We start from the raw sequence: 23222 nt of genomic DNA on the forward strand, positions 1-23222 counted from the left end.
AGCAGGAGGAAGACATGTCTCGGTGGAACGACACTCGCATTGACGACCTCAAGACCGACAGCACACTCGTCAGAGCCACAGGCAACGGCCGGATTGAGTTTCGCCTGTACGACCCGAACGGCTTTGGCGCCTATGCCCCTGCCTCCTTCTCCAAGGAGGAGGCCGAAGAGCTCCGCGACAACCTGGACAAGGCGCTGGCCCTCGACGTGAAGCAGGAGCAGAAGTGACGGTCGAGATTCTCGGCATCCATTGCCCCGATTGTGGAACGCGTGACCCGCTGAACTGGTCCTGCTCGCCAGGCATCCCGGACTACTGCCTCGGGTGCGACGATCGGGGACCCGAACTGGTGGATGGCTGCGAGGCGATGTGCACACACGGGACGGTCGACGACCGCCCGCGCTACATATACGAAGCCGATGAGTTCCGTGCGCTAACGGTCGGCATGAGCGTTCCCGCCCCGGAATCCATGTGGGCACACCCGGACATGAAAGAGCTGGCCGTTCTGGCTGCCAACTACTACGAGGAGCAGTCGTGACCGAGATCCCGGACGCCGCAGTCGAAGCGGCCTTCCCACACATCAAGGGCTTGGCCGGAACTAGGGAGCGCGAGAACGCCCGTGCAAGCCTTGAGGCCGCCTACCCGCACCTGGTGGCCGCCGCCAAGCGTGAGGTGCTGGCCGAGCTGCGGGAGCGACTGGAGACGGAGCTGTGTGATTACGTCGAGAACACGCGGCTGAACCGTGTGACCAAAGGGATCGAAATTGCGCTCTCGTTCATCGGGGACGCGGAGAGGGAGCTGGCATGAAGGCGCTAATCCTGGTCGCCCAGGTGGTAGACGACACCGGCAACGAGTGGACCGAGGCGCTGGCAATCGCCGACGAGGGGAAGCAACGACGTATCCCCGGCCATCTTCGGACGATGCTGGACTTCGCCCGCGACGACTACGAGCAGGTCCACTACGGCTACATCGACATCGAGATCCCCGACGAAGTGATTGCTTCCGTCCTACGGCAGTACGCGGACGCCGGAATGGTGGACGCGCGGCCGGCAGTCGAGGAGGCGCGGTGAAGGACACGACACCGGAAGTCATCTGGACCGAAGAGCAGGAACTCTCCGGTGATGGCACGGCCGCCGAGGCCCTCAAGATGCTCGCTGTCGGCGTCCGCACTGAATGGATCGAGGGCGTCACCCCGACGGGCGTCTGGTGAGGGCGTGAACGCCGCCGAGCACAAGGCAAAGGGGTACACGTGGTGCCCGTCGTGCGGCGAGCTGGTGCCGGATCATCACCGGTGCAGCTCGTGAAGGTCTACACCCCCGCCGACCCTGCACCCGCCGTCGCTGCGGGCGCTCTCGCTGTCGTGCACTGGGGCGACTACCGCCGCCAGGAAGTATGGGTGGCCAGCGGCGCGAACGTGGGAAACTGGTACCCGCTCGGGAACGAGTTCCACCGCACCCCTGCCAAGAACCATCCCGTCTGGGATGACGTCGTCGCCCGCGGCCCAGTGGTTCTCGTTGCGCCAGGGGATAATGCGGGTTACCAGCAGGGCTGGGTCGACGGGCGCCGCCGATTGGCCGCTCAAGTCGAAGAACTGGCGGAGGAGGAAAGCTGATGGACTATGCCGACATCAGTCTGAGCTATTTCGAGGTCGACTGCGACGGGAGTGCCTGTGGTTCAGGGAATGTGGGGGAGCACCTGCATCCGGCCCAGTTCGGCGCCCCACCGATCGCTCGCGTGATCTTCCGGAAGGGTGAGCGCGTCCGATACGAGGGGGCCCGATGGTCCGCGGCGTGACCGCAACACAGTGAAGCCCCCACCTCGACCCGCGAGGTGGGGGCTTCAGTACGTTCTGGGCTAGCGGACGGCGAGCGTTCCCTGCTGTTCGCGCATGAGTCGCTTGTGGAGCTCCGCCAGTCCCTTCCCGGTGACACGGGCCGTGGTCGACAGCTCAGGCTCGCCGGTCTTCGGGTGGTCGAACACGCCGACCTTCGCCGCGAGCCGACCATTTTCGATCTCCCGCTGGTACGGGTGGCCGGTCCGGTCGACCCACTTGATCTGCCGCAGGTACGCCATCAACCGGTTCCGGCCGGTGATGACACCGCCACGGTTCAGAGCCTTCGCTGCGTCGCCTAGAGCCAGGTCGGAGCCGGCTGCGATCATCCGCTGAGCGATCACCGCGAGGGGCTCGAGCGCCGCGACTTTCGCGGTGGCCTCGATCGCCTTCGTCTCGGCGACATCGGCTCGGAGCTCAGCGGCCTCCCGGGCTTCTGCTTCGGCGATCACCATGAGGGCGAGGGCCTTGCGGTCGACCTGCGTCACGTCGACCTCGGCCGGCTGGCGTTGGGTCGGGATCTGGCCGCGACGGAGGCTGGGAAGGACCTCGCCAAAGACCCACTTCTGAAAGCCCTCGACGGTGGCGCGAGTGTTTAGATCCTTCACTCGGTTGCTCTGCCTCTGACCAAGTACCCGATAGAAGCCGGGTTCGGTGATGTACCAAACACGCTGGTCGCCACCGGGGGTGGGAGCTGTCTCCCATCCCTTGTCCTCGTCGGGGAACTACAACTCCGAAGACCTCGACGAGATCTACGCCCACTGGCGCAACCGCTTCGACTGGCCAGGCAAGTTCGCCCAGAGCCTCGGCATCAGCATCAGCGGCTTCCTCGGCTCCAACGGCCTCGACCTCGGCCTGTACACCGAGGATGAGGATCCAGACTTCGACATGTACGCCTAGGAGGACCGCAGGATGACCGAAGATCGACACCTACCCTCCGCGCCCACACTGCGGCTCGCGGAAGCTCTGCCCTCGCCCCTTGCCGAAGACGCACCGAACCCCATGCCAACGGCGACCCGCGCGGTCCCGGCACAAAGGGGCAAGCGGCGGGATAATCCCGTGCGCATCATCAAGGTGCCACCGGGCCTTACATGCTTCCGCTGCGACGAGCCGGCCGAGTTCCGCATTCTCGTCGACGGCGAGCCCAGGGCCTCGGTTTGTCAGCACCACAAGACGAACGAGTATTTCCGGATGCGCCGTGCGTTGGGGTTCACGGTCTCGAAGCCTGGAACCAGGCAACGTCGACCGCGCCCTACCTCTACCGACTCCCGGGGAGGTTCGGAGCGGTTGGGCGCTCTCTCGCTCGCTCCGCCGACCTTGAAAGCCGACGGCTAGGCAGGGTGCGACCCGTCGTGGAGCTAACTGTCGACCGACGGCGCGAACATATCCGGCGGCCACACGTCCACGACGATGTCGATGAGCTGCACCTCGCCGTGCTCCTCGGACCACTGGCCGACAACGGACCACGCGCCGAGTGAGCCGGCGCCGGGGAGGAAACGGTACTCGGGGAGCTCCGAGTACAGGTTCGCCATGTGCCCCCAGGCGAGCGCGACGGCCTTGAGGATGTCGCCGAGCTCGTACGCCGCGAACTGGTGCCAGTTCGGTTCCTGCGTGGCGGGGAGGGCGCGTTCGAGGGCTTCCCAGAAGGCGGGGGTGGTGACGACCCGGGACTTCACGACGCGGCGCGGTCCTGACGGCGGTTGCGGAGGGCCTGGGCCTGGTGCTGGAAGATCGACCGGTGGGGTTCGGGCATGCGGTCGATCTCTTCGACGGACCGCACGGCAGAGTCGGCGAAGTAGGCGGCGCGCTCGTCGGCGGTGAGCTGGTCGAGCTGAGCCGGCGTCAGGAACCGTCCGGTCTGCTGCCACGTCTGGATCTGGTCCATGCTTCCTCCCCTGGTCACCCTGGATACGGTACCTCTGCCCGCGCGCCTAGGTCACCGAATCGGGATCGGTGGGCACACTCCGTACATGAAGTGGGGGACCGGCGGGCTCGAAGGAATCCATCGTCATGCTGCTGCGGCGGCGGAGAAGGGCAACTTCGTTCATGTGATCAAGCTGGCGGCCAAGTTGGGCGTCGCGGATCCGGACGGCTGGGCTGACGAGATCGCCGCAGTGGAGTCGGCCGGCTGGGTGCTCACGCACTGGTCGGTGGTGTTCGAGCCGGAGTTCAATCGGTACGTGGCGTGGCCCGTGTTCCATCGCCGCTGAAAGATCCCACTACCCGAGCAGCAGTAGAACGACGATCGCCACGAAGATCAGCGCCGCGATGATGTAAGGCAGGATCTGGAACACGAACTGGATGGTCGCCAGGATGTACGCCACCCTCGACCATCGGTTCGCGGACGACGCTTGTCGGTAGGCCTCGTCAAGGTGCGCCTGGATCTCGGCCTGTGATTGCGCGTCATCGGCCGGCTGGGTCACATCCGGACCTTGACCTTCACTGCCTTCGAGTAGCCGACCTTGGAGATTCCGTCACCGGGGACCCTGACGCGCATCTCGAGAGCACCCGCGTACTTCGAGTAGAACGGTTCGCGGTAGCAACCGGTGCCGTCGGTGTAGGCATACATCAGGCGCTTCCAGGGCCGACCCTTCCAGTGGTACTCGATCGCGACCTGGCGGTAGGCCTGGCGCTTGCTGTGGGCGGTGACGCATCCGCGAATGTTGGTGGTCTGGTTGGTCTTCAGCGTGGCGTCGCCGACCTTGACGGTGGCGCGGGTGGTTGCCTTGCGGATGGTGAAGGTCAGGAGGGACTCATCGGTGGTGACGTCCCCGTAGTTCTCGTCTTTGACGTCGACGATGACGGTCGCCGTGTACCGGCCGGGTAGGTCTTGCTCGCACCACTGGATGCCCGTGGTGCCCTTCGCCGGGCCGGTGTCGTAGTCGAATCCGCCGCTGTAAAAGTCGGATTGGACGTCGATGGTCCAGTTGTAGTCGGCTGGCATCCGTGACAGGTCGTAGTGGATGGGGATGTTGATGCACGAGCTGGTCGTGATGACGACTTCGGGCATGTAGACGCGTCCGCCGTACACGTCGCCACTGTCGGCGCGCGCAGGGGTGGCGGTCAAAGCCCCTGCCGCACAGAGCGTTACGGCCAAACCTAAGCGTTGAGCCGTTCGGATGGGCGTGCGGAATCGACTCAACATCTGGTCCCCCCGGCCGATGTTCATGGTGTCAAGGGCTCGCCCCCGACTCCCCACAAGGTGTTAGCGCACCGAGCGGATCGAGGCCAGGGACGAGCTGCCAAGCACCTGCCGTTAACAGGAGCTCAGCATGAGTGACTTTGTCACCCCTCCCGTGACCACACCGGGAGCGACCCGCACCACGAACACCCGACCCGGCCGCGGCTACGAGGCCCAGCCGCCCATCGTCCGGACGGCCAGCCGGAAGCGCACGATCCTCGCGACCCTGGGTGCCGCTGCGGCTCTCGCTGCGGGGACCATGGTGTTCGCTGGTGTCGGGCAGGCTCAGGCCGCCGTCGACACGATGCCGACCGTGCACGCCGAGCAGGGCCCGGTGCGCACGCCGTCCGGTCGTGTCCGGTGCACGGGGCCGGGGGAGTGGCACGCGACCGCTTTCGTCCCGACGACCCGCCGCGAGCACGGCAAGCACTGGGCGCAGGTGTCGATCCAGTACCGCCACGGCGGCCGGGCGACGATCGCCGGCACCGCGAGCCGTACGAGCCGGGTCGTGCCGGTGACGTTCTGCATCACGCCCAGCAAGGTCCAGGGCGGGCACGGTCCGATCCGGGGTATCGCCACGGATCTCGTCGACGGCCGCTCCCGGTCCTTCCCGATCAGCTTCCGTTAATTCCAAGTCTCGGCGTCGGGACTTGGGATTCCAGTCTTAAATTCCAAGTCCTGCGCCGGGCTTTCCTCCCCCATCAGACTTTCCGAAAGCAGGCGCATCATGTCCAGTACCACGACCATGCTCGAGCTCCCGATGGACCACGAGCAGATCCAGGCGATGCTGTCCCTCGCGATCGGCGCGCTCGGTGAATCCCGGCTCCTGATCGACACTCTCGGCCGCACCGGATACGCCGTCGACCCCGAAAAGCTCCACCAGGCGCAGTACGGGCTCATGCAGATCCTCAACCACGTTCCCGACGGGCATCCGGCGCCGAAGCTGTCGCAGGTGCACGCCGCGCGGGTCGAGACCGCGATGACGGGGGTGACCCAGTGAGGCGGAACCGGCGGGTCATGACGATCCCGTGCACGGTGAAACTCAGGCAGGCTCCGGCGCGGCACATGCAGCCGGTGATGTTCTCGTTCGATGCGGCCGAGCCGTTCGTCGTCCGGCTGGAAGTCCAGACGTCAGTGGAGGGAATCTTCGCGAAGTTCAATGTGTCACGGGAACTCCTGGCCAACGGATCGGGCGTGGCCGCGGGCGACCTGAAGCACCGGGTGTACCCGGATGACGGGCAGATCGTCATCAACCTGACCGACGAGAAGGGCACCATCACGTTCCGGGCCCTGCGCATCAACATCGACGCGTTCCTCGGGCAGACGTACCAGATCCGGCCCGTGCAGGCCGACGCCCCGTCCCTCGACGTCGACCCCAGTCTCGCGGCGGCTCTCGATGCGTGGATCGAGCACAGTCTGAAGGAGGCGTCGTGAGCATCTCTGGCGACCGTGAGCACCGGAAGGCCCTGACCTGCCAGCGGCGCAAGCTGCGGATCGTGCAGGGGCGCCGCGACCGGTGGATGCGTGACCTGCTGCGTCTGCCGGCTCGTGGGGATCGGACGTTCGCCGAGCAGGACTTGGCCGAATGGCTTCACGGGCAGTTGATGCAGGTCGACGCGAAGGCTGACCTGCTGGCCGCGGACCTGTACTCGATCGAGGAGGCAGCATGACCGCGCGCACCGAACACCTGCTGGTGATCGCTCGCCAGCGGCGGGAGCAGGTCGAGGCTGAGCTGTCCGCGCTGGACGCTCAGATCGACGAGTTGCAGGGTGGTCGGCCCGGGAGTTTCGTGATCGACGTGGAGAAGGCTCCGCCCGCGATGGAGGCGCTGCTCGCGGACCCGGTGGGGTTCCACCGTCGGGCGCTGGCCGAGCAGGGGGTGGAGGTCTGATGGGCGCGGGGATGCTCGCGGTTCCTCGCCAGTGTCGTCAGGTGCAGGCTCCGGCGCCGACGTCCGATCACGCCCTGCGCGAGTACCTGGCGAAGCTGAGGAGGGAACGGAACCGGCTGCTGGATCAGGCGGACACTGCCCGCGTGAAGGCGTATGCGGCCGATCTGGCGGCTCTGGCTGTGGAGCGGGAGATCGCGCACGTGACGGATGGGTGGGCGTCGTGAGCGCGGCGGGGGTCACTGAGGCCGACGAGATCCGCTTCAGCGTCCACGCGCCCCGCTCGACGTCGGATGCTCTGCTGGCTCTCGCGTCCCGGTGGGTGCAGGTGTCGTCGGAGCAGCGGTGGTCTGGTCGTGTCGTGGTCCGGGTGGGCCGGCTGCGGGTCGGGGTGGTGGTCGAGTGAGCGCCCGGATACGTCGTGCGACGGCGGAGGATGCGTCTGCCGCGCGGGAGGTCGACACGCTGGCGTTCCCCGCGGCCGGCGTGGTCAGTCACCGGTCGGATCCGGGTGGCGTCGAGGCGTCCGTGGTGGCGGGCGAGGTGTTGGTGGCTGAGGTTGACGGGCGGGTGGTCGCGTACGCGCAGCGTGAGCCTGTCGCGGCTGGGGTCGAGCTCCTGAATGGGATGGGTGTGATCCCGGATTTTCAGGGTCGGGGGTTGGGGCGGCGCCTGCTGGGGCGCATGTGCGCGGAGGTTCGGGCGGCCGGGCTTGAGCTGGTGACGGTGACGTCGCCCCTGAATGTGGTGATGTTGTCGGTGCTGATGCGGGAGGGGTTCGTCGTGACCGCTTACCTGCCGGATTATTTCGGCCCTGGGCGTGATCGTCTGGCGCTTCAGCTGGGTACTGGCGGGGTGCTCGAGTCGCCTTACCGGTGGCCGGCGATGCAGGGACTGTCGTGAGCGAGCCGGAACGCGACGACGACCTTGTCTACGACTCGTGGCCGGACCTGGATCCGATCAGTTTCGTGTCCGAGCGTCGCGGCCTCGGCCTGGTGCTCGCCGCCTTGTCGGTGCTGGTCATCGTGATCGTGTGCGTGGGTGCGTTGTGAGCCCGGACGTGCTGCAGGAGTGGCGTCGGTACGAGCGTGCGAACGAGGCCGCCCGTGAGCGTTACGACGTGGATCGGGACTCGATCGACGCCCGGTATGACGTGGTCCGGCCGGGGAAAGAGGGCTGGTACGTGCGTGATGTGGTCAGGGTGGCGTGAGTGGCTTCTGGACCCCGGGACCTGACGTCGAGCGGCCGAGGGTTACGGTCACGGGTGTGCAACCAGGGATGGACGATGCGACGCTCACGGAGCTGATGGGACCGAAGTGCCCCGAATGTGGCTGGCGCGGTGACCAGCATCGGGTGCCCGTGATGGACGTACCCGCGTGCTCGAGCTGGGATCCGGCGGTTCAGCCGAAGCGGGTCCGGCAAGAGGGCTGACAAAATGCGTGCAGGCCCCGCACTCAGGATCGAGGAGTGCGGGGCCGCTTTACGCGTCGGGCTCGTACCTGCTCCAACCACGGTGAACGAGCAGCACGCCTTTCCAGGGCCACTCGCCGTGATCTTCTAGCCGCCACGACTGCAGCATCATCTGCCGGCCGATCTGGATCATCTCTGGCTGGCCGAGTGAGGCGCGGTCGCAGGTGGTGTCTTGCGCGGTGATCTGGATCTCCCAGTCGCCCTCGTCGAGCTGCCAGGCGTGCGCGAAGTGCCAGCGGGCGAGGGTCGCGAGTTCCTGCGGGGTCCAGTCGAGCATGGGGGCAGGCTAGTCCTGGTCCCCGGGCTTAATGGAACCCCCGACCTTTAGGACTTGGGCGAGCCGACCTCGATGACGGACCCACTCCTTGCCTGCCGCGTCCCGGAACTCGAGGATCAGTGCGGCCGAGTAGGAGTCATTGGGTTTGACCAGGCTCATCGAGACATCGCGAATGTCGGTCGCTTGCGGCGGCAAGACCTCAAAATTTATTGGCTCGGCGTTGCCGTCGAGAGCGCGGACCCGAACCTCATAGACCGGCTGATTTGAGAGGTTGGAGATGTGCAGGCGCGCAAGTGACGGGCCGGGCTGGCCCATCTCGGCCATCGATTGCGGCGTGTAGTCGGGGTCGGGCTTCACCTCAAACCAGGCGCCGATCAGTCGAGCCTGCTCCCTAATACTTTGCATCTCATTCGCTGCGTCGCGGCCCCGCTCAACCTGCAGCAGGTTGTGGCTACTCGCCGCAGCTCGCTTCGCGTAAACCGCGGCGACACTGGCTGCGATCAGCGCCCCTGCAGTGCTGAACCCTCCGATGATGTCCGCCCAGTCAACCCATGTCCCCAATGCGCCCATGGCGCGCATTATGCCGGGCCTACCCCAGCTCCCGAAGCTAAAACGACCTGGCGATTCAGGTTACGAACGAGTCGTGCCGAGGTCGGCCGCATGATGAGACCGATCGATTGGTGGCGCGACGAACTGCGGGAGACCGAGCGTCGGGGGATCGCTAGTGGTGGGGGCTTGGATGACGGCGAGTTTCCTGACGAGCGTTGGCCGCTTGTGGTCCAGGCTCGCAGGTGGCATCAGGCGACAGTGGAAATGCGAGTCACCGCCGTTGAGCGGTCTCGCGAGCAGCGCATTGGCCGAAGCCTGCAGAACGATCCTTCCCATGACTTCATCCGATGGGTGGACAGGGAGGCGTCCGTGGAGTTCTGGGCCTTTCCGCTCGCCGGCGACCGGTAGCGATGTCCTGGGAGCCAGTGATTCCTGGCGTGTTCGCTCTTGGGGGTGTGCTCTTGAGCATGACCGGAGGAGCCGTGTCTGCGACTTACAGGAACCGTCGGGCGGACCGGGCTGAGGTTAGGCGTGGTCGCGATCAGAGGCTTGTGGCCGTCTCGGTGGAGCTGTCGACGTTCGTGGCGAACATGATTCCGATCGTGTCTGACGATCGGCTCACGCTGGGTTCGCTACTGTGGAAACAAGCCCACCAAGAGCGTCAGCACCTCCTGGAGCGCAACGTGCGGGTGTACGCGAACGTTCGGACACTTCGTTTTGAGTTGCTGAGGTTCGGCCCCGACCGGGGGGTCCCGCTTGTCGACGAGGCGCTGACCCTGATGGAGAAATCGCAGCACGCGGTCACCCGCGACCCGATAGGTCGCGTTCCTGACAAGGCCGCGAATGCAGTGCGCGAATGGCTGGTTCGCTTAAGGGGCATCGCTGACGATCTCGCAACGCTGGCGCCAAACTAGCGAAACGGCCCACCCCCGGCGCGAGGGTGGGCCGTATCGAGCAAGCCGGGCATGCCTTACGAGACCAGGCCGCGTCTCGTGAGGTTCTCCATGGTGAGCTGCGCGACAGACAGTGCCACCCCCGCGCCCGTGACCGACATTCGGAACTGCATCGTCGTCGCGCCAGCCGGCACGGTCTCCTCTGCGGTCCAGACCGACCAGGACGGCACGTCGGCTGTCAGTTGCAGGTCGGTGAGGTTGCCGGGCGTGACGCCGCCGCCGTAGAAGACTTGCAGGCGGACGGCTCCCGAATTGATGTCCAGGCCGGACACTTTGAGCATGAACCCGACCCGGATGCGGTCTCCGGCAACGAAGTCGGTGCCGACGGCAAGGGCGGGTCCCTCGCCGATGCGGATCGCGTATGCGCCTCCCGTGATGGTGAAGATGTTCCCCGCGATCCCGGTCTCCGTGGTGATGCTGCCCGTGGAGGTCGGCTCGCCGTAGAACCCCCAACCGGTGGGCGCGGTGGCCCCATTGACGGCGGGCAGGAGCGCGCCGTTCGAGGTGCCTCCGGTCTGGTTCTGGCGGGCGCCGAGCATCGTGCCGGTGTATCTAGGGTCGATCGACATCCACCCGAGTGCGGCGCGGGGGAACATGTCTTGCAGTTTCGACCACGCATTGACGCCCATGTCTCGCTGCGTGAGGGCGTCAGGGTGGACGCCGTCTTGCGTCATGCCCGCCTTGAAAAGCCCGGTGGCCGCGTCGGTCAGGATGAGGTACTGGTCGACGAGGGGCAGGCCGTACTTCTGCGCGAGACCTAGCGCGACCTGACGGATCGAGCTGATCTGCGTGGCGAGAGGCACCGCGGGGGAGACGCCGGGAATGTTGCCGGGAACGTTCTCGGTCGAGTTGCCCGACCCGAGAACATCGGCGGTGGGCGGCTGCTGGGCCGTGGGGGTCAGGCCGTTGTCGACGAAGTAGGGGTACGTGTCGGCGCGTCCGTAGCCTTCCCCGATCCCGCCGATGAACCCCCACGTCGATGATCCCTGAGTCCGCCGGTAGATGTGCCAGCGTGCGACGTTCTGCCGCGGCCATTTCAGGTTCACGGTGCCGGTGGCCGAGAGAGTCACGGGCACGGTCGCGACCGGTAGCCCTTCCTGGCCGCCCGCGCCGCCGGACACCCTTCCCGTGATGGTGTATTCGTAGCTGCCGGCTGCGAGAGTGCCGGAGCTGGTGAAGGTCGTAGCGGTGATCGAAGCCGTTGACGGAGAAACAAATTTCGGCATGCCCCGGGGCGGGGGAGTCAGGAGCCCGACAGCTATGCCCTTGGCCCGGGCCTGCTGGATCATCGATTCGAGACTGGCGAGAGTCTCCGTGGTCCAGTTGATGTCGTTCGTGCCGGTCGCGATCAGGATGATCCTCGAGTTCTCGCTCAGTACGTCGTTGGGGAATCGCGCGGCGATAGCCGTCGTGCGCTGGCCGCCGATCGCGTAGTTACGGACCAGCCGCATCCGCCCGCCGGACGCGAGAGCCATGTACGTCGCCCACGTGTCACCGTGACTGTTGTTGGTGGCCGACGAGTTTGCCTGGGTGATGCTGTCGCCCGTGACGACCGTGGAGTAGCCTGGCTGAACACTCTTCGGCACCCCGCCACTCGGCGTAATGCGGGCGGAGCTGAATGCGCTCACGGGGCGGCAGCCGCAACGAGATCCGGAAGATTACTGACGTCGAAGACGCCCACCTCACCGATCCGAGCCTGTACGTTCTGACCAGTCGGCAGGCCTACCTGCATCACGAGGTTGAGTCCCGTGACTCCGGCGGGGACGGTGTAGATGCTCTGGATGAAGTCGGGGACCCTCGGGATGAGGGCGCCGAAGTTCGCGCGGGACACGAACGCCTGGTCGTGCAGGCGTAGAGCAACGGTCGCGGTCGGGCCGGCGCCCTGGGCGGCGTTGTAGTAGCCGCCCGCGATGTCGACGACCTGCATCCGCGCGGTGATGAGCAGCTTCTGGCCAGGCGTGACGGTGCCGACCGGGTAGACGAAGTAGCGGTTACCTCCGGAAGCTGTTGCATCAAAGGCCATCTGAGCCCATTTGCCGAACCGCAAAGTCCCAGAAGTGTCGGTCACCACGGAGTATGTCGGGGCCGTGCCGGTGCCCCCCGGCTGCTCGTACCAACCCGTCGTGTTCGTGAGGAACTGCGGGTTGGTGATCATGTTGAACGGGCCGCCGACTGAGTCGACGATGTGTGGCACGTCTGGGGTCAGCAGCTCGAGAAACGCCTTGACGAAGGCTTCAGCGATCTTCTGGTGGCCGACCGTCTCAGGGTGGATGCCGTCGGTGTCGTAGCCGCCCGCCATGCCGTAGCCGCCGCCGCTGACCAACGCGCTGTAGACGTCCGCGATCTTGATGCCCTGGGTTGGCGCCCAGATCCGCAACCATGCGTTGAACTGGGCGACCCGCAGGTGATTCGCGGCCGGGCGGGATCCGCCGAGCGGCGGCGTCGTGCCGATGATCAGCGTTATGCCGTCCTGCCTCGCCTTCGCCGCGATGCCCTTGATGGCCGCTGCGTACCTTGAGAGGTCCTGCTGCCCGGCATCGTTCGTGCCCGCCATGAGCATGACGACCTGGGCGCCGTTCGCGCGCACGTCCATGTCGTACCGGGCGAGCATCTCGTCCGACCGCTGTCCCGGGTAGCCGCGTTCGATCCAGTTCTGGCTGATCCGCCCGCCGAGCATCTTGGCGACCTGGTCCACGAATCGCTGCCCCGCGCTGGCGGTGCTGCCATGGGTGATGCTGTCGCCGAGGAAGACCAGCTTCGCGCCCGGCGGCGGAGGCTGGGTCGGCGTCCCGGGCCAGCGCGACTGCTGCGGCGCTGAGGTCACGATGCGGGCGGTCATGCGGGCAGCTCCGCCCCGCAGAGGGTGAAGGTGCACGCCGGTGCGGTGCCCGCGCCTGCCGGGCCGCCGGAAGTAGTGGCCGTGCCCGTGTCGGTGTAGCTGAGGGTGCTCTGGCCGGTGACCGCGGCCAGCAGGCTCAGGTTGCCGCTGCTCGTGCCGCGGTACACCTTGTAGCCGGTGGCGCCGCCGACCTTCGGCCAGGACAGAGCGACGGACGAGGTGGAGCCGGTGACCGCGACCGGGCCGATCTCGAGGCAGGCCGGCGACTCCCCCTTCGCGTTCGTGGCCGCGTACCGGTAGAAGTAGCTCCCGGCCGCCAGGGTGCCGCCGGTCGAAGACGCGACGGACGACATCTGCGGCGCCATCGGGATCGAGTCCGACTGCCCCCACAGGGTGTCACCGGGCCGCAGAGTGGTCGGCACGTCGCTCTCGTAGGTCGAGTTCGCCGGGATGACCAGCCCACCGACGAGCGACTGACTGCCGTTGGCGGTCTGACCCTGCTTCACCTGCAGAAGCTGGACAGCCACGGAACTGTTGGTGGGGTTCGCGATACGGATGCTGGTGACCTGTGTGCGCGCACCGCCACCGGTGGCTCCGGGCGCGGTGTAGACGGTTTCGCCAGCGACCGCGGGCTGGTCGAGATAGAGCCGGTCGAGGTTGACCCCGAGGGCCGAGAGCGAGATTGGCATGGGGGTCTCCTCAGAGTCCGATCAGGGAAAAGATGAGGGCGGTACCGGCGGCGTCTGTAGCCGAGATGTTTCCGGCCGTCCCGCCGGGACCGTAGGTGCCGGGGAGTGCGCCGAAGGCCGTATTCACGTCACTGGTGTTCGCCTTGCCGGTCAGGGCGCTGGCTGCGCCGCTCGCCGTCGACTGTGCGGCACCAGCTGCTGCGAGCGCCTCGTCAGCGACCTGGGCTGCGGCAAAGATGCCGTCTTGCATGTGCTGGTCGCGGGCGGCGTTGTACGGGGTCTGCCCGTCGGTGGCGGGTGCGGGCTTCGTGTAGGTCATGTGAGTTTCCCTTACAGGTCGCCGGGGTTCACGCCGAGCGCGGTCAGGTCGAGGATGTCAAGGCAGCCGAGGCGGAACTTGACGTGCGCTCCGGTGGGTAGGCCAACCTTCCATTCGATCTTGCATGTGGTCACGCCCGTCGGGAGCCGGAACATCGTCAAGAACGGACCGGGGGTCGGGTCCCACGTGTTCGTCGCCCCGGAAATACCCGTGTATAGGACGCTTCCGTTGTCGGACAGGACACTGACGCCCCACCCGCCCGCGCCAGTCCCGAACGCTGCGACACCACCGGAGATGTCCTCAAGCTCAACCTGAGCGACCAGCGCGCACAAGCCGCCGGCGGTCAGCCCTGTCATGCCCTTGGCCAGCCCCGTGAAACCTCCTTGAGTGGCCGTGCAGTCGAGTTGCGCCCACTTCCCGGCAGCCAAAGCGGAACCAGCGGCCGGATCCACGCAGGCATAATCAGGCGTCGTCATCGTCGAGCCGAAAAGCGCCTGATAGCCAGTCGGGCCGCCGCCAGCAGTCGCCATCAGCGGGTTGCTGTTCACGCCCACACCAGCGGACGCGATCAGAGGCGCGACGGGCGGACGGACCGCCGCGATTGCGGGCCCGATCACCTTGCCCATAGCGATGTGACCGGTGTTGACCGGGTGGATGCCGTCGCCGTTGTGGTCGCTGCGGATCCAGCCCGTCGCAGGGTCGACCATCGCCCGGTGCGTGTCGGCGAGTGGCACGTCGTTCGCGGGCGCCCACTGCCTCAGCCAGAGGTTCTGCGCGTTGATGAACGCCCGGCGGTCGCTTGCGTTCGCGACGGTGGACCCGACGGGCGGCACCGTTCCGATGACCATGGGGATGCCGAGAGCGCGGACCTTCGCGCGGATCGCCTTGATGTTCGACTGCCACTGCGCCAGCGTGTTACGGCCGAAGTCATTCGTCCCGGCGAGCAGGAACACGCCGCCGGGCTTCGTCGCGATCACATCCGTGTCGAACCGGTTGAGGAGCTGCCCCGAGTCCTCCCCGGGGAAACCGCAGATGCTGGAAATACCGCCAGCGGGCGGGTTCTGGGCGCCCGGAGCGGCAGGCGACCGAAGGTTCGCGACGCGTGCCGTGCCGCCCGCCGTTGAGACCGCCACGTAAGGGAAACTCACGCCCGGGTCTGCGTTCGCGCCGTTCGTGATGCTGTCCCCGAGGAAAGTCCACGCACGCCCGGCGATCAACCGGGTCGGCGCGGCGCTGCTCGTGTACGCGAACGCCAGGGATGGGCTCGCCGCGATCTGCGGCAGCGACATCGTGGCGGCGGCACCGAGACCAAGGTTGTTACGGGCCGCCACGGCCGAGGGGAGGTCGGCAAGGTTCGACGACTTCTGCACCGACCCGGCGATGCGGGTGTCGCCCTGGATCGCGGCGTCTACGCTTTCGCTGAGCTGTTCCTGCGAGATGACGCGGGCCAGAGCAGCTGCAATCGCGGCGTTCTGGATGACAGAGGCGTTACCCGGGTCGAGATGGACGCCGGAGCCCACGAGGGAGCCTGGTGCGGTCATGAGATCTCCTGAAGTTGAAGCGTCCGGTACATGTCAGGCCCCGATCACGAAGGGCACCGCGAGGTTCGGGCCGATGACCGAACCGCCTGGGTCGGGAATCGCGCTCGGTGCCGTCCACGCTGCCGTCGTCGCCGAAGTCGCCATCAGCACGTACCCGGCCTGCGGCGTGCCGGACACGGTCACACCGCGGATCCGTGCCACGGTTGGCGCCTCGGCGGTGCCGGCCAAGTCCCCGGCTGGCCGGGCGTACGTGTTGCGGAAGGCGTCCTCAGACGCGAGCTGACCGACGGAACGAGTCGCCGACGAGCCAAGCCCTAACGCCACCCGGCCCGTCTGCGCGTTCACGTTCGACAGGTCGTCCCGCGCGAGATTGCTGGTCGCGAACTCTGCGACAGCCTCCGCGACCGCCTCGGCCAGCTGTTCTTGCGTGACGACACGAGCGAGCAGATTGGCGATTGCCGCGTTCTGCACGGCCGCGAAAGTCGCGGGATCCATGTTGACCGCCGAGCCCACTCGCGAGCCAGGAATGCCACCCATGTTGCCTCCTAGGCCAGTTCAAGAGAGACGTTGCCGAGGACAGGCGAGGCGAGGCCATTGCCGCCAGCCGTCGCCAGCCGCAGCCACTGATCGCCGGTCGAGGCGGCCGGCAGAGTCACCCACGCCGACGAGACGCCACCAGCTGCACCCAGGGACACTGACGGCCCGGATGCACCATCGAGAGCCACCCACACCTGCTGGTCGGTCGAACGCTGCACCAGCAGAGAGCCGACACCGGCACCAGCAATGACCGCCGTAAGTCGCGCCTTCACGTACCCGGTGAGGTCGAGGCGCGTACGGATCCGGGTGCTGCCGACCTCGAGCAGCTGGGCGCCGAGCAGGGCCAGCGTCAGGCCGCCGGTCGTCATGGTCAGTACCGCCGCACCGCGAGGACCAGCGTCCCCCTTGGCGCCAGTCCCGCCCGTGGGACCGGTGGCCCCTGCAGGTCCCGTCGCGCCTGCAGGCCCTGATGGACCTTGCGGGCCCGTGTCGCCCTTGGCGCCGGTTGGCCCTGCTGGCCCCGTGGCTCCGGTGGCGCCGGGTATTCCCTGGGAGCCCGTATCGCCCTTCGTTCCGGCGGGACCCGCTGGCCCCGGGACGCCCTGAGGGCCGGCCGAACCGGTCGCGCCTGTAGCGCCCTTGTCGCCCTGGGGGCCTGGCGGACCGACGGGACCAGCCACTCCGGCGGGACCCGCCGGGCCGGTCTCACCCTGGACGCCCTGCAGGCCGCGTTCACCTGTCGGCCCCGCGACCCCGTGTGCGCCATCCGCGCCGGGAGTTCCTGCCGGCCCGGGATCACCCTGCGGTCCGGGGATTCCGACGCCGTCTCGCCCGTCGACCCCTGGACTGCCCTGCGCACCCTGCGGGCCGACGTCACCCGCCGGCCCCTGAGGACCACGCGGGCCGGTCACGATCGTCACCGCGGACTCGTCGTCCGCGATCTCATGGCGGATCTGGATCAGCTGCGCGGCCACATCGGCAGCAAGCCGCTCAATGACCGCCTCAGTGACCTCGCCCAGCTGCTGCGCAACCTGCGCAGCCATCATCGCGGTCGCACGCTGCACATCAGCCATCGACGGCAAACGCCCAAGCTGATCAACCAGCGCCGACCGAGTCACATCCACATACAGGCCCGGATCCGTGATGCCGGTGCCGCCAACGCGAGGGCCAGGGGCGGGCGTCACGCTATGCAGGCCCTGCTCTTCGTGCCGTCCATGAGCATGCCCTACAGGCCTTCGATCGCCGAAGTCGGCACGTAACCGACCGTGATCGAGAACCCGGTGAGAGCGGTGAGAGGTGGACATTGGAGCCGCACCGACAGTCGGCGCCCGGCCGAAACTCGCTGAGGTATTGACAGGTTCACACCCTCACGGATGAACAGGCCCAGAAAGGACGGCGGAACCTCGGCCTTCAGCACCACAGAGGCGACAGCCGTCTCCGCGCCCGCAACGCCCACGCCGACGTCGACGAATACGTTCCGATCCCGTGCAGCGTCGCCTGCCGTGCCGTAATCGGCACACAGGGCACTGACGCTCGTCAGGAGGAGGTCTGCGCCGACCGACGGAATCAGCGCCACCCACGGCGTGAACGTGCTACCCGTCGTGCTCAGGTTCGTGGTGGCGAGCTGCTGCGACACGGTGTCGGCTCGAGCGGTCAAAGCGCCACCACCACCAGGGGGCCAAGAACCCATCATCAACCTCCGGTAATCAGTGGCCTGCAGCCATGAACGTGAGCGCGGATGAGCCGGCCGCCGTCACTGACTGGCCAGAAGGCAGGCCGTACGGCAAATCCAGCGTGAGTAGTCCACCGGGCGGGATTGGAGTCGACGCCAGCACGGCGACCCCCGCGAAGGTCACCGATGCTGTTGCTGTCGCCGTCCCGGAATTCGCCACCCACAGCTGATTCACGACCCGATCAGCGCCTGTTGCCGCGACCAGCGTCGCGCTCGACGTCACCGAAGCCAGGCCGAGGCGCGTCACAACGGCATCACTGCGGTAGCCGTAGCTGGCCAGCACCCCGACCGTTCCGCCCGAAGCGACAGCAGCCAGCGTCTCCCCGGGCGCGACCGGGATCAGCACCGGGAACTCACTGCCCCGAGCCGATGCCGTGAACGAGAACTTCGCGACCGTCACGCCCGCCAGCGTCAACGTCAGCGACGAACCCGCTGGCCCGGACACGGTCAGGCTTTTCACGATGCGCCGCCCGGAGGTCGGCCCGGACACGAGAGTCGCCGACCCGGACGTTGACACGGGGACACCCGTCAGACCAGGCACCTCCACACCGGGGGCCGCCCAGGTCAGTAGCTCCGTGCCGCCGTGCGTGACCCACGCCGTGCCGTCATCCCAGTAGCTGACACCCTGCAGCCCGGCATCGGTCGGCTTGAAGATCCGACCAGCCGTACCCGGTGCAGGTCGAGCCGAGAGCAGGCCTTGGCCGTAAAGGACTCCCGCAGAATCGAACTTGTTGCCGATCGAGCGCTGCGACAGCCTGTACGCGGTCACACTGTCAGTGCCGTCATTCGCGGGGATGACGATTCCGGTACGGGTCAGCGTGTCCACGTGACTCCCTCGCTAGTGCCCACTGGACTCACGGAAGCTGGTACTCGAAGTCGCGGACGGTAGGCCACGTCGTGTCCGCCTCGAGCCCGGCGATGGTCTGACCCGAAAGCGCGGTCTCCATCTCGTCGATCGTCCAGCCCGCCAGCACATCAACCGTCGGGATCACGCCCGCCGGGATGGCTGCCCGGATGGACCGGTTGAGCTGCGCGACGTCCGTGGCCTCAGCCTCGTAGACGCGCACGCGCACCCGGTAGGCCGAGCCCAGGTGCCGCTCGGTGAGCTGCACCTGCCGGCCGCCCGTCAGCCACTGCTGCGCCGCCGCGACAATCGACGCCGGAGTGCCGCGCTGCCAGCCGAGCGCCGAACGGACACGCAGCCGCTGCGAGGCGTCGTCGAGGCCAGGGGCGAGCTCGACGCCGACGAGCTGCGCAAGGAAACCCAGGTACGGCAACGGCACGGCGTCCACGTCCAGCAGCGGCGACCAGCCGTGCCTGACGATGTCGCCGGCCTCGTCGACGACATCCGCGGCGAGATCCTGCGTGGCTTGCAGGGAGAGCGTCACCGCGTGGCACAGGTGCAGCAGGATCCATCGCTGCTCGTCGCCGACAGTCTGCGCGCCCAGGGCCTCGTACAGTTCCTCGGCGACGTCCGAGACGACCGGGCGAGGAGGCGCCATGTCAGGCCACCGTTCCTGTCATCGTCCCCGGCTGAGGCAGGGGAGCGATACCCGTCAACGTCAGGTCCGCCGCGGCACCATTCAAGGTCAGTGATCCGACCCAGGCGACGCCGTTCTCGGCTGCGATCACGTTCGACAGCGAGAAGTACCGGACCACCTTCGCTTCGGCGGACCAGATCGCGGGAGACAGGTCGCCGCCGCCCCAGACGCTCGGCGACAGAACGGCCGCCAGGGCGTCGTCGACGCGAGCGATGACTTCCTCCGCGACATACCCGTTGGCGATGTGCACGCTGTACGCCACGTTCACGACGACGTACGTCGGGTCTATCGTGTGGACCTGAAAGTTCACCTCGCGCAGGCTGTCCAGGTATTCGACGACCGCGAGGTGAGTGGCCGTCTCGACGGGCGTCCCGTCAGCAGCGACCAGCGCGACTGTCACCATCCGCTCGTGCGTGTCGGCGCCGTCCTCCGGGTCGTACCCGCTGATCCCCAGCCCTCTGTGAACCCCTGGGATCCGGGCAGCGAGAACCGCGAAGTCAGACGCCAGGATCGGTCGGGGCGCCAGCAGCTTCACCTCGGCCGACAGCCGGTCAAGGTAGGAGGCGTCAGACTCCGGGTCGATGCCACCGTCCGTTGCTGATGACACCGTCGCCGACGTCACGTAGCTCAGCGAATCGACCAGCTCCAGCGACGTACCGGGGGCAATGCCATTCGCTGCCCGGCCCACGTCGACCGCGCGGACCGCGACCCCCGAAGCGCTCGTCGAGCCGGCCGGGACATCGACCTGAGTCACCGTCTCGAGAAGGATCATCGAGTCCCCGGACGTGCGATACCCGACCAGCGTGCCCGCAGGGATCGTCCATCCCTGGTCGGATTCCACCACCCACGTCGACAGACCCGCCGCGCGCTGACCGACAGACTGGTTGATGCCGAGCATCTGCGTCCCGAAAGCGCGGAAGACCTGCGGCGGCACCTCGCGCACCGCGTAGGCCAGCTCGGAGTTCATGCGCGCCAGAGCTTCGATCAGCCACACCTCAAGGTGACCGTCCGAGGGCTCCCAGCCCGGGATCACGGACTGCAGGTACGCGACCGCATCGTCGGCGAGCTGATCGGCGTCGGCCGTGAAATCAATGTTCACGAAGCTCATGTCAGCCTCACGCCCGCCAGGATCACCGCGCGGGTCTCCGCGTCGTCACGGTCACCGGCAACACCCACGACCGATTCCAGGTCGACCTCAGCGCGAGGCTCCCACTCCGCGACCGCCGTCTCGACGCCCGCCGTTTCCAGCGCACCGTCCCGGCTCATCACGAACGTCAGATCGCCGACCCCGTACTCGGGCACCTCAAGCCTCGATCCAACCGGCGTGTCCAGAAGCACGGCCACACACTGGGTCACGTCGTCGATGTCGCCGTCCTCGTTCACCGCGAACGCGCCCGCAGGAGAAAGCCGCAGCGGGATCGCCAGATGTGGGATGTCAGCCACGACTCACCTCCACCACGCGAGAATCCACGGCTCATGGTCCGATCCGGCGTATGCGACCAGGCAGGTGTCCCCGACGCGTGGCCCGTAGCCGTCATCGAGAGCGTCCTGCGCGGTGTCGTACCCGCCCAGGCTCCAGCGTGCCGGGCCCCACGCGTGCGCAGGCGACCCGGGCAGCACGAATGTTGCGCCCGCCGCCGTGGTCTTCTTCACGCGGCCGACCTCGACCGAATCGAAGCCGTCGCCCGTGGTCGATCCGGGAATGACGCCCGGCCCGAGAGGATCAAACCCGCCGCGCCCCATCAGGATCCGATCGGGATGTTGCCGTCGTCGGGACGCTTCGGGTACCGGCGCGGCTCGGTCCTGGCGTTGAACATGCCCGGCAACAAGCCGCCGTTCGTGAACCGGTCACCGATGTTCCCGATCTTGCAGCCATAGGCGGACCCCATCGCTTCCATCGTCTTCCCGTTCCCCAGGCTGATCGCGATGTGATTCGTCTGCCCGACACCGACCCGGATCAGCACGGCGCCCCGGGTACGCGACGCCTCCTCGATGGAGATCAGCTGACCCCGGTCCTTGCACAGGTCGTACATGTGCGACGTCGGCTTGCTGATCCCGCTGAAACCAGCTCGCGCGGCGCAGTACTGCACCAGGCCTGAGCAGTCGAACTTCCCAGGCCCGGACGCGCCCCAGTCGTAAGGCTTGCCGCGCTGGTCGAGGGCGGTCTGAACGAACTTCTCGACCTTCGGGTCCGCCGATTTCGTGCCCGTGGACAGGTCGGGATCGTCGGGCAGGTTGATCGAATCCCAGCCGTCTTCGCCGGCTTCACCGTCGCCGCCCCCGCCGCCGCTGGTCGCCGCCTCTTCCCGCTGCACCTCGATCGGCTCCGGAAGCGTCGGCAGCGGCAGGATCAGGTTCACGCCGACCTGCTGCGAGAAAGCACTTCGCGTGATCGACTCGACCAGCCACACGCGGTCGCCCGGGCCCATGCCCTCGAGCTGCACGGCAGTGCCCGGCACCAGGCTCCGGAAACCCGCGCGGCCGGTCAGGGAAGCAGTCGCCGTCGGCTTGCCCACGTCGTAGTCGATATCGATGTCGTCGACGCCCTGCGAGTCCTCCGTCAGGACGTACGGACTCTGCGCCTTCAGGAACGTGTCCGGCAACAGATTCAGCGTCGACCGGTACGCCCACACCCGCCACTGGATCTCGCCCATGATCCGCCCGGCTGCGGTCCACGTGTCCTCAGGCTCGCCCGCCTGATCGTTGCTTTTCGCCGTGCCACGGGACAGTTCGACCTTCGCGGTCGGGCCCTGCGTCGTCCTGACCTTGATCCAGGAGGCGTCCGCGCGGACGAGCGACTCGATGAACGCTGCCCTCGACATCGCTCCGGGAGCGACCTTCCTGAAACTGTCCTGCCGGCGCAGCTTCGCAACCGCGAGATCCTCGAACACGATGCTGACGGTGGAGCCGGTCTTGCGGACCGCGGCGAGCTCGAACGCGGCACGGTCGATCACCAGCGTCGATCGTTGCGTCAGCAGGCCCGACCGCAGAAGCGTCCGATCCGGATCCTCAAGAGTGAGATCGACCGTCGAAGCACCCGTGATCGTCTCGGTCATCGTCAGGGCTGTCAGTGCACCCACCAGCGATGCGTGGGTCTTCTTCGCGTCCGTCCCGTTCAGCTCAAGCCGGCCGAGGTCCAGTGCGCCCACAGGCGTCTTCTTCGCCATCAGGACGCCGGAAGTTTCAGGCGCAGGCCGACCTTGAGATGCTTCGGGTCGCGGATGCTCGGGTTCAGCTTCTTGATGTCGGCCGCCCTCTTCGCGGACCCGAGCTGCTTCGCCGCGATCTTCCCCAGCGTGTCGCCCTGCTTCACGACATAGATCTTGGTCTTGCTCCCCGAACCCTGCTTCTCCTTGGACCGTTTCGCCGCCGACGTCTTGATGATCACGTCGCCCGGGACGTACTGCAGCAGACTCAGTGTCACCAGCGTCCGCAGCGGCACCCGATCCGAACGGCGCACGATCGTCATCGCCGTATCGTCATCGACCTGCAGGCCATCACATACCCAGTGCATGGCCTCATCCAACGGCCAAGCCCCCAGCACCCGGAATGCGGGAGGAACCAAAGCCCCGTTCGTCGGCGCGAAATGCCTCTCCAGGTATGCGATCGACTGGGCCTGAGACTGCCCCAGCCGGGACGCAGCGAACCCGTCGAACAGCATCTGCAGTGACGCGCGCATCGGCTGCGGGCCCTGCCACTCCGTCATCGACCTCTTACGGGGCCGGTCGATGATCTTCCAACCGCCGTAGCCGTCCTGAACTTTCGGCAGAGACGGACCAAACCGCGCACGCATCGCGATCCGCTTGTCAGAGACACGCACGAGCGTGCACAGCGGCGACGTCGTCTTCGGGGTAGCCAGAGGCATCGCGTCACCGCCC

Annotated in this window: 42 protein-coding genes; 20 read left to right on the forward strand and 22 right to left on the reverse strand. The window is 67.1% G+C overall.

Annotated elements, in window-relative coordinates:
- The first annotated feature begins 14 nt into the window (after positions 1 to 14).
- The 6 genes from J2S57_RS25800 to J2S57_RS25825 all read left to right on the forward strand — a co-directional run bounded on the left by J2S57_RS25800 (position 15) and on the right by J2S57_RS25825 (position 1609).
- Positions 15 to 227 (forward strand): hypothetical protein, encoded by a 213-nt coding sequence (locus tag J2S57_RS25800; protein WP_307247556.1) that lies wholly within the window; start codon positions 15 to 17, stop codon positions 225 to 227.
- A complete protein-coding gene (locus tag J2S57_RS25805; protein WP_307247558.1) occupies positions 224 to 535 on the forward strand; it encodes a hypothetical protein in 312 nt (103 codons plus the stop codon). Before J2S57_RS25800 ends, J2S57_RS25805 begins: the two co-directional genes overlap by 4 nt.
- A complete protein-coding gene (locus J2S57_RS25810) occupies positions 532 to 804 on the forward strand; it encodes a hypothetical protein (RefSeq protein WP_307247560.1) in 273 nt (90 codons plus the stop codon). The genes J2S57_RS25805 and J2S57_RS25810 overlap by 4 nt, the downstream gene beginning before the upstream one ends.
- The gene (locus tag J2S57_RS25815) at positions 801 to 1067 is read left to right on the forward strand and encodes a hypothetical protein (protein WP_307247562.1); all 267 of its coding nucleotides are present in this window, start codon (positions 801 to 803) and stop codon (positions 1065 to 1067) included. The genes J2S57_RS25810 and J2S57_RS25815 overlap by 4 nt, the downstream gene beginning before the upstream one ends.
- Complete coding sequence (locus tag J2S57_RS25820) at positions 1064 to 1207, forward strand: hypothetical protein (protein WP_307247564.1); 144 nt, start codon at positions 1064 to 1066, stop codon at positions 1205 to 1207. The genes J2S57_RS25815 and J2S57_RS25820 overlap by 4 nt, the downstream gene beginning before the upstream one ends.
- Positions 1208 to 1288: 81 nt before the next feature.
- Entirely contained in the window at positions 1289 to 1609 is a 321-nt protein-coding gene (locus J2S57_RS25825) for a hypothetical protein (RefSeq protein WP_307247566.1), read from the forward strand.
- A gap of 242 nt (positions 1610 to 1851) precedes the next feature.
- On the opposite strand, the gene J2S57_RS25830 is transcribed toward J2S57_RS25825, so the two are convergent.
- On the reverse strand, positions 1852 to 2436 hold the full coding sequence (locus tag J2S57_RS25830; protein ID WP_307247568.1) for a phage antirepressor KilAC domain-containing protein: 585 nt from the start codon (positions 2434 to 2436) through the stop codon (positions 1852 to 1854).
- Between the two features lie 100 nt (positions 2437 to 2536).
- On the opposite strand from J2S57_RS25830, the gene J2S57_RS25835 reads away from it, so the two are divergent.
- On the forward strand, positions 2537 to 2728 hold the full coding sequence (locus J2S57_RS25835; RefSeq protein WP_307247570.1) for a hypothetical protein: 192 nt from the start codon (positions 2537 to 2539) through the stop codon (positions 2726 to 2728).
- A gap of 458 nt (positions 2729 to 3186) precedes the next feature.
- Here the strand turns inward: J2S57_RS25835 and J2S57_RS25840 are convergent, their stop codons facing one another.
- Positions 3187 to 3504, reverse strand: coding sequence for a hypothetical protein (locus J2S57_RS25840; protein WP_307247572.1), 318 nt, complete (start codon positions 3502 to 3504; stop codon positions 3187 to 3189).
- Positions 3501 to 3713 (reverse strand): hypothetical protein, encoded by a 213-nt coding sequence (locus J2S57_RS25845; protein ID WP_307247574.1) that lies wholly within the window; start codon positions 3711 to 3713, stop codon positions 3501 to 3503. Before J2S57_RS25845 ends, J2S57_RS25840 begins: the two co-directional genes overlap by 4 nt.
- 85 nt (positions 3714 to 3798) lie before the next feature.
- Here J2S57_RS25845 and J2S57_RS25850 point away from each other — a divergent pair, with 85 nt between their 5' ends.
- On the forward strand, positions 3799 to 4038 hold the full coding sequence (locus tag J2S57_RS25850) for a hypothetical protein (protein WP_307247576.1): 240 nt from the start codon (positions 3799 to 3801) through the stop codon (positions 4036 to 4038).
- A gap of 9 nt (positions 4039 to 4047) precedes the next feature.
- Here the strand turns inward: J2S57_RS25850 and J2S57_RS25855 are convergent, their stop codons facing one another.
- Both J2S57_RS25855 and J2S57_RS25860 read right to left on the reverse strand, forming a co-directional pair.
- Positions 4048 to 4251, reverse strand: a complete 204-nt coding sequence (locus tag J2S57_RS25855) for a hypothetical protein (protein WP_307247578.1) — start codon at positions 4249 to 4251, stop codon at positions 4048 to 4050.
- Entirely contained in the window at positions 4248 to 4895 is a 648-nt protein-coding gene (locus J2S57_RS25860; protein WP_307247580.1) for a hypothetical protein, read from the reverse strand. Before J2S57_RS25860 ends, J2S57_RS25855 begins: the two co-directional genes overlap by 4 nt.
- Before the next feature lie 205 nt (positions 4896 to 5100).
- Here J2S57_RS25860 and J2S57_RS25865 point away from each other — a divergent pair, with 205 nt between their 5' ends.
- The 10 genes from J2S57_RS25865 to J2S57_RS25910 all read left to right on the forward strand — a co-directional run bounded on the left by J2S57_RS25865 (position 5101) and on the right by J2S57_RS25910 (position 8107).
- Positions 5101 to 5637, forward strand: coding sequence for a hypothetical protein (locus J2S57_RS25865; RefSeq protein ID WP_307247583.1), 537 nt, complete (start codon positions 5101 to 5103; stop codon positions 5635 to 5637).
- A 99-nt stretch (positions 5638 to 5736) separates the two neighbouring features.
- Entirely contained in the window at positions 5737 to 6009 is a 273-nt protein-coding gene (locus J2S57_RS25870; RefSeq protein WP_307247585.1) for a hypothetical protein, read from the forward strand.
- 35 nt (positions 6010 to 6044) lie between these two features.
- Positions 6045 to 6443 (forward strand): SsgA family sporulation/cell division regulator, encoded by a 399-nt coding sequence (locus J2S57_RS25875; protein WP_307247587.1) that lies wholly within the window; start codon positions 6045 to 6047, stop codon positions 6441 to 6443.
- A complete protein-coding gene (locus J2S57_RS25880; protein WP_307247589.1) occupies positions 6440 to 6679 on the forward strand; it encodes a hypothetical protein in 240 nt (79 codons plus the stop codon). The genes J2S57_RS25875 and J2S57_RS25880 overlap by 4 nt, the downstream gene beginning before the upstream one ends.
- On the forward strand, positions 6676 to 6900 hold the full coding sequence (locus J2S57_RS25885) for a hypothetical protein (RefSeq protein WP_307247591.1): 225 nt from the start codon (positions 6676 to 6678) through the stop codon (positions 6898 to 6900). The genes J2S57_RS25880 and J2S57_RS25885 overlap by 4 nt, the downstream gene beginning before the upstream one ends.
- Positions 6900 to 7124 (forward strand): hypothetical protein, encoded by a 225-nt coding sequence (locus J2S57_RS25890; protein WP_307247593.1) that lies wholly within the window; start codon positions 6900 to 6902, stop codon positions 7122 to 7124. Before J2S57_RS25885 ends, J2S57_RS25890 begins: the two co-directional genes overlap by 1 nt.
- A complete protein-coding gene (locus tag J2S57_RS25895; RefSeq protein ID WP_307247595.1) occupies positions 7121 to 7303 on the forward strand; it encodes a hypothetical protein in 183 nt (60 codons plus the stop codon). The genes J2S57_RS25890 and J2S57_RS25895 overlap by 4 nt, the downstream gene beginning before the upstream one ends.
- Positions 7300 to 7800: a GNAT family N-acetyltransferase gene (locus J2S57_RS25900; protein ID WP_307247598.1), complete on the forward strand. Its 501-nt coding sequence runs from the start codon at positions 7300 to 7302 to the stop codon at positions 7798 to 7800. The genes J2S57_RS25895 and J2S57_RS25900 overlap by 4 nt, the downstream gene beginning before the upstream one ends.
- Entirely contained in the window at positions 7797 to 7949 is a 153-nt protein-coding gene (locus J2S57_RS25905; RefSeq protein WP_307247599.1) for a hypothetical protein, read from the forward strand. Before J2S57_RS25900 ends, J2S57_RS25905 begins: the two co-directional genes overlap by 4 nt.
- Positions 7931 to 8107: a hypothetical protein gene (locus J2S57_RS25910; RefSeq protein WP_307247601.1), complete on the forward strand. Its 177-nt coding sequence runs from the start codon at positions 7931 to 7933 to the stop codon at positions 8105 to 8107. Before J2S57_RS25905 ends, J2S57_RS25910 begins: the two co-directional genes overlap by 19 nt.
- A 270-nt stretch (positions 8108 to 8377) precedes the next feature.
- Here J2S57_RS25910 and J2S57_RS25915 read toward each other — a convergent pair whose 3' ends face one another.
- Complete coding sequence (locus J2S57_RS25915; protein WP_307247603.1) at positions 8378 to 8644, reverse strand: hypothetical protein; 267 nt, start codon at positions 8642 to 8644, stop codon at positions 8378 to 8380.
- Positions 8645 to 8653: 9 nt separating this feature from the next.
- Positions 8654 to 9214 (reverse strand): hypothetical protein, encoded by a 561-nt coding sequence (locus J2S57_RS25920; RefSeq protein WP_307247605.1) that lies wholly within the window; start codon positions 9212 to 9214, stop codon positions 8654 to 8656.
- Between the two features lie 542 nt (positions 9215 to 9756).
- Between J2S57_RS25920 and J2S57_RS25925 the strand changes: the two genes are divergently transcribed.
- A complete protein-coding gene (locus J2S57_RS25925) occupies positions 9757 to 10107 on the forward strand; it encodes a hypothetical protein (protein WP_307247607.1) in 351 nt (116 codons plus the stop codon).
- 56 nt (positions 10108 to 10163) lie between these two features.
- Here the strand turns inward: J2S57_RS25925 and J2S57_RS25930 are convergent, their stop codons facing one another.
- The 7 genes from J2S57_RS25930 to J2S57_RS25960 are packed head-to-tail and all read right to left on the reverse strand — an operon-like array spanning position 10164 to position 16439.
- The gene (locus tag J2S57_RS25930) at positions 10164 to 11732 is read right to left on the reverse strand and encodes an SGNH/GDSL hydrolase family protein (RefSeq protein WP_307247610.1); all 1569 of its coding nucleotides are present in this window, start codon (positions 11730 to 11732) and stop codon (positions 10164 to 10166) included.
- 38 nt (positions 11733 to 11770) lie between these two features.
- Positions 11771 to 12985, reverse strand: a complete 1215-nt coding sequence (locus J2S57_RS25935) for an SGNH/GDSL hydrolase family protein (RefSeq protein ID WP_307247612.1) — start codon at positions 12983 to 12985, stop codon at positions 11771 to 11773.
- Positions 12982 to 13674 carry a hypothetical protein gene (locus tag J2S57_RS25940; RefSeq protein ID WP_307247614.1) on the reverse strand — a complete coding sequence of 231 codons (693 nt, stop codon included), beginning with the start codon at positions 13672 to 13674 and terminating at the stop codon, positions 12982 to 12984. The genes J2S57_RS25935 and J2S57_RS25940 overlap by 4 nt, the downstream gene beginning before the upstream one ends.
- A gap of 10 nt (positions 13675 to 13684) precedes the next feature.
- On the reverse strand, positions 13685 to 13993 hold the full coding sequence (locus J2S57_RS25945) for a hypothetical protein (RefSeq protein WP_307247616.1): 309 nt from the start codon (positions 13991 to 13993) through the stop codon (positions 13685 to 13687).
- A gap of 11 nt (positions 13994 to 14004) precedes the next feature.
- On the reverse strand, positions 14005 to 15534 hold the full coding sequence (locus J2S57_RS25950; protein ID WP_307247618.1) for an SGNH/GDSL hydrolase family protein: 1530 nt from the start codon (positions 15532 to 15534) through the stop codon (positions 14005 to 14007).
- 33 nt (positions 15535 to 15567) lie between these two features.
- Positions 15568 to 16071, reverse strand: a complete 504-nt coding sequence (locus J2S57_RS25955; protein WP_307247620.1) for a hypothetical protein — start codon at positions 16069 to 16071, stop codon at positions 15568 to 15570.
- Positions 16072 to 16079: 8 nt separating this feature from the next.
- Positions 16080 to 16439 (reverse strand): hypothetical protein, encoded by a 360-nt coding sequence (locus tag J2S57_RS25960; protein ID WP_307247622.1) that lies wholly within the window; start codon positions 16437 to 16439, stop codon positions 16080 to 16082.
- A 576-nt stretch (positions 16440 to 17015) separates the two neighbouring features.
- Between J2S57_RS25960 and J2S57_RS25965 the strand changes: the two genes are divergently transcribed.
- Positions 17016 to 17330: a hypothetical protein gene (locus tag J2S57_RS25965; protein ID WP_307247624.1), complete on the forward strand. Its 315-nt coding sequence runs from the start codon at positions 17016 to 17018 to the stop codon at positions 17328 to 17330.
- Here J2S57_RS25965 and J2S57_RS25970 read toward each other — a convergent pair.
- Genes J2S57_RS25970 through J2S57_RS26005 form a run of 8 tightly spaced genes read right to left on the reverse strand, consistent with a single transcriptional unit; the run spans position 17297 to position 23209 of the window.
- Positions 17297 to 17728 (reverse strand): hypothetical protein, encoded by a 432-nt coding sequence (locus J2S57_RS25970; RefSeq protein WP_307247626.1) that lies wholly within the window; start codon positions 17726 to 17728, stop codon positions 17297 to 17299. The genes J2S57_RS25965 and J2S57_RS25970 overlap by 34 nt on opposite strands.
- A gap of 49 nt (positions 17729 to 17777) precedes the next feature.
- Complete coding sequence (locus J2S57_RS25975; RefSeq protein WP_307247628.1) at positions 17778 to 18629, reverse strand: hypothetical protein; 852 nt, start codon at positions 18627 to 18629, stop codon at positions 17778 to 17780.
- 28 nt (positions 18630 to 18657) lie between these two features.
- Positions 18658 to 19305: a phage tail protein gene (locus tag J2S57_RS25980; protein WP_307247630.1), complete on the reverse strand. Its 648-nt coding sequence runs from the start codon at positions 19303 to 19305 to the stop codon at positions 18658 to 18660.
- Between the two features lies 1 nt (position 19306).
- A complete protein-coding gene (locus J2S57_RS25985) occupies positions 19307 to 20452 on the reverse strand; it encodes a baseplate J/gp47 family protein (protein ID WP_307247632.1) in 1146 nt (381 codons plus the stop codon).
- Positions 20449 to 20787: a GPW/gp25 family protein gene (locus J2S57_RS25990; RefSeq protein WP_307247635.1), complete on the reverse strand. Its 339-nt coding sequence runs from the start codon at positions 20785 to 20787 to the stop codon at positions 20449 to 20451. Before J2S57_RS25990 ends, J2S57_RS25985 begins: the two co-directional genes overlap by 4 nt.
- A gap of 3 nt (positions 20788 to 20790) precedes the next feature.
- Complete coding sequence (locus J2S57_RS25995; protein ID WP_307247637.1) at positions 20791 to 21087, reverse strand: hypothetical protein; 297 nt, start codon at positions 21085 to 21087, stop codon at positions 20791 to 20793.
- Positions 21087 to 22511 (reverse strand): C40 family peptidase, encoded by a 1425-nt coding sequence (locus J2S57_RS26000; RefSeq protein ID WP_307247639.1) that lies wholly within the window; start codon positions 22509 to 22511, stop codon positions 21087 to 21089. The genes J2S57_RS25995 and J2S57_RS26000 overlap by 1 nt, the downstream gene beginning before the upstream one ends.
- Positions 22511 to 23209 carry a LysM peptidoglycan-binding domain-containing protein gene (locus J2S57_RS26005; RefSeq protein WP_307247640.1) on the reverse strand — a complete coding sequence of 233 codons (699 nt, stop codon included), beginning with the start codon at positions 23207 to 23209 and terminating at the stop codon, positions 22511 to 22513. Before J2S57_RS26005 ends, J2S57_RS26000 begins: the two co-directional genes overlap by 1 nt.
- Positions 23210 to 23222 lie beyond the last annotated feature (13 nt).

The organism is Kineosporia succinea (assembly GCF_030811555.1).
Classification (GTDB): domain Bacteria; phylum Actinomycetota; class Actinomycetes; order Actinomycetales; family Kineosporiaceae; genus Kineosporia; species Kineosporia succinea.

Excerpts from the sequence above, each read along its gene's own strand:
- J2S57_RS25800 (WP_307247556.1), top strand. The coding sequence starts at position 15 with ATGTCTCGGTGGAACGACACTCGCATTGACGACCTCAAGACCGACAGC.
- J2S57_RS25815 (WP_307247562.1), top strand. The coding sequence starts at position 801 with ATGAAGGCGCTAATCCTGGTCGCCCAGGTGGTAGACGACACCGGCAAC.
- J2S57_RS25845 (WP_307247574.1), bottom strand. The coding sequence starts at position 3,713 with ATGGACCAGATCCAGACGTGGCAGCAGACCGGACGGTTCCTGACGCCG.
- J2S57_RS25850 (WP_307247576.1), top strand. The coding sequence starts at position 3,799 with ATGAAGTGGGGGACCGGCGGGCTCGAAGGAATCCATCGTCATGCTGCT.
- J2S57_RS25865 (WP_307247583.1), top strand. The coding sequence starts at position 5,101 with ATGAGTGACTTTGTCACCCCTCCCGTGACCACACCGGGAGCGACCCGC.
- J2S57_RS25870 (WP_307247585.1), top strand. The coding sequence starts at position 5,737 with ATGTCCAGTACCACGACCATGCTCGAGCTCCCGATGGACCACGAGCAG.
- J2S57_RS25885 (WP_307247591.1), top strand. The coding sequence starts at position 6,676 with ATGACCGCGCGCACCGAACACCTGCTGGTGATCGCTCGCCAGCGGCGG.
- J2S57_RS25890 (WP_307247593.1), top strand. The coding sequence starts at position 6,900 with ATGGGCGCGGGGATGCTCGCGGTTCCTCGCCAGTGTCGTCAGGTGCAG.
- J2S57_RS25915 (WP_307247603.1), bottom strand. The coding sequence starts at position 8,644 with ATGCTCGACTGGACCCCGCAGGAACTCGCGACCCTCGCCCGCTGGCAC.
- J2S57_RS25920 (WP_307247605.1), bottom strand. The coding sequence starts at position 9,214 with ATGGGCGCATTGGGGACATGGGTTGACTGGGCGGACATCATCGGAGGG.
- J2S57_RS25935 (WP_307247612.1), bottom strand. The coding sequence starts at position 12,985 with ATGACCGCCCGCATCGTGACCTCAGCGCCGCAGCAGTCGCGCTGGCCC.
- J2S57_RS25940 (WP_307247614.1), bottom strand. The coding sequence starts at position 13,674 with ATGCCAATCTCGCTCTCGGCCCTCGGGGTCAACCTCGACCGGCTCTAT.
- J2S57_RS25945 (WP_307247616.1), bottom strand. The coding sequence starts at position 13,993 with ATGACCTACACGAAGCCCGCACCCGCCACCGACGGGCAGACCCCGTAC.
- J2S57_RS25950 (WP_307247618.1), bottom strand. The coding sequence starts at position 15,534 with ATGACCGCACCAGGCTCCCTCGTGGGCTCCGGCGTCCATCTCGACCCG.
- J2S57_RS25955 (WP_307247620.1), bottom strand. The coding sequence starts at position 16,071 with ATGGGTGGCATTCCTGGCTCGCGAGTGGGCTCGGCGGTCAACATGGAT.
- J2S57_RS25960 (WP_307247622.1), bottom strand. The coding sequence starts at position 16,439 with ATGACGACCGGCGGCCTGACGCTGGCCCTGCTCGGCGCCCAGCTGCTC.
- J2S57_RS25965 (WP_307247624.1), top strand. The coding sequence starts at position 17,016 with ATGGCGGATCTGGATCAGCTGCGCGGCCACATCGGCAGCAAGCCGCTC.
- J2S57_RS25980 (WP_307247630.1), bottom strand. The coding sequence starts at position 19,305 with ATGGCGCCTCCTCGCCCGGTCGTCTCGGACGTCGCCGAGGAACTGTAC.
- J2S57_RS25985 (WP_307247632.1), bottom strand. The coding sequence starts at position 20,452 with ATGAGCTTCGTGAACATTGATTTCACGGCCGACGCCGATCAGCTCGCC.
- J2S57_RS25995 (WP_307247637.1), bottom strand. The coding sequence starts at position 21,087 with ATGGGGCGCGGCGGGTTTGATCCTCTCGGGCCGGGCGTCATTCCCGGA.
- J2S57_RS26000 (WP_307247639.1), bottom strand. The coding sequence starts at position 22,511 with ATGGCGAAGAAGACGCCTGTGGGCGCACTGGACCTCGGCCGGCTTGAG.
- J2S57_RS26005 (WP_307247640.1), bottom strand. The coding sequence starts at position 23,209 with ATGCCTCTGGCTACCCCGAAGACGACGTCGCCGCTGTGCACGCTCGTG.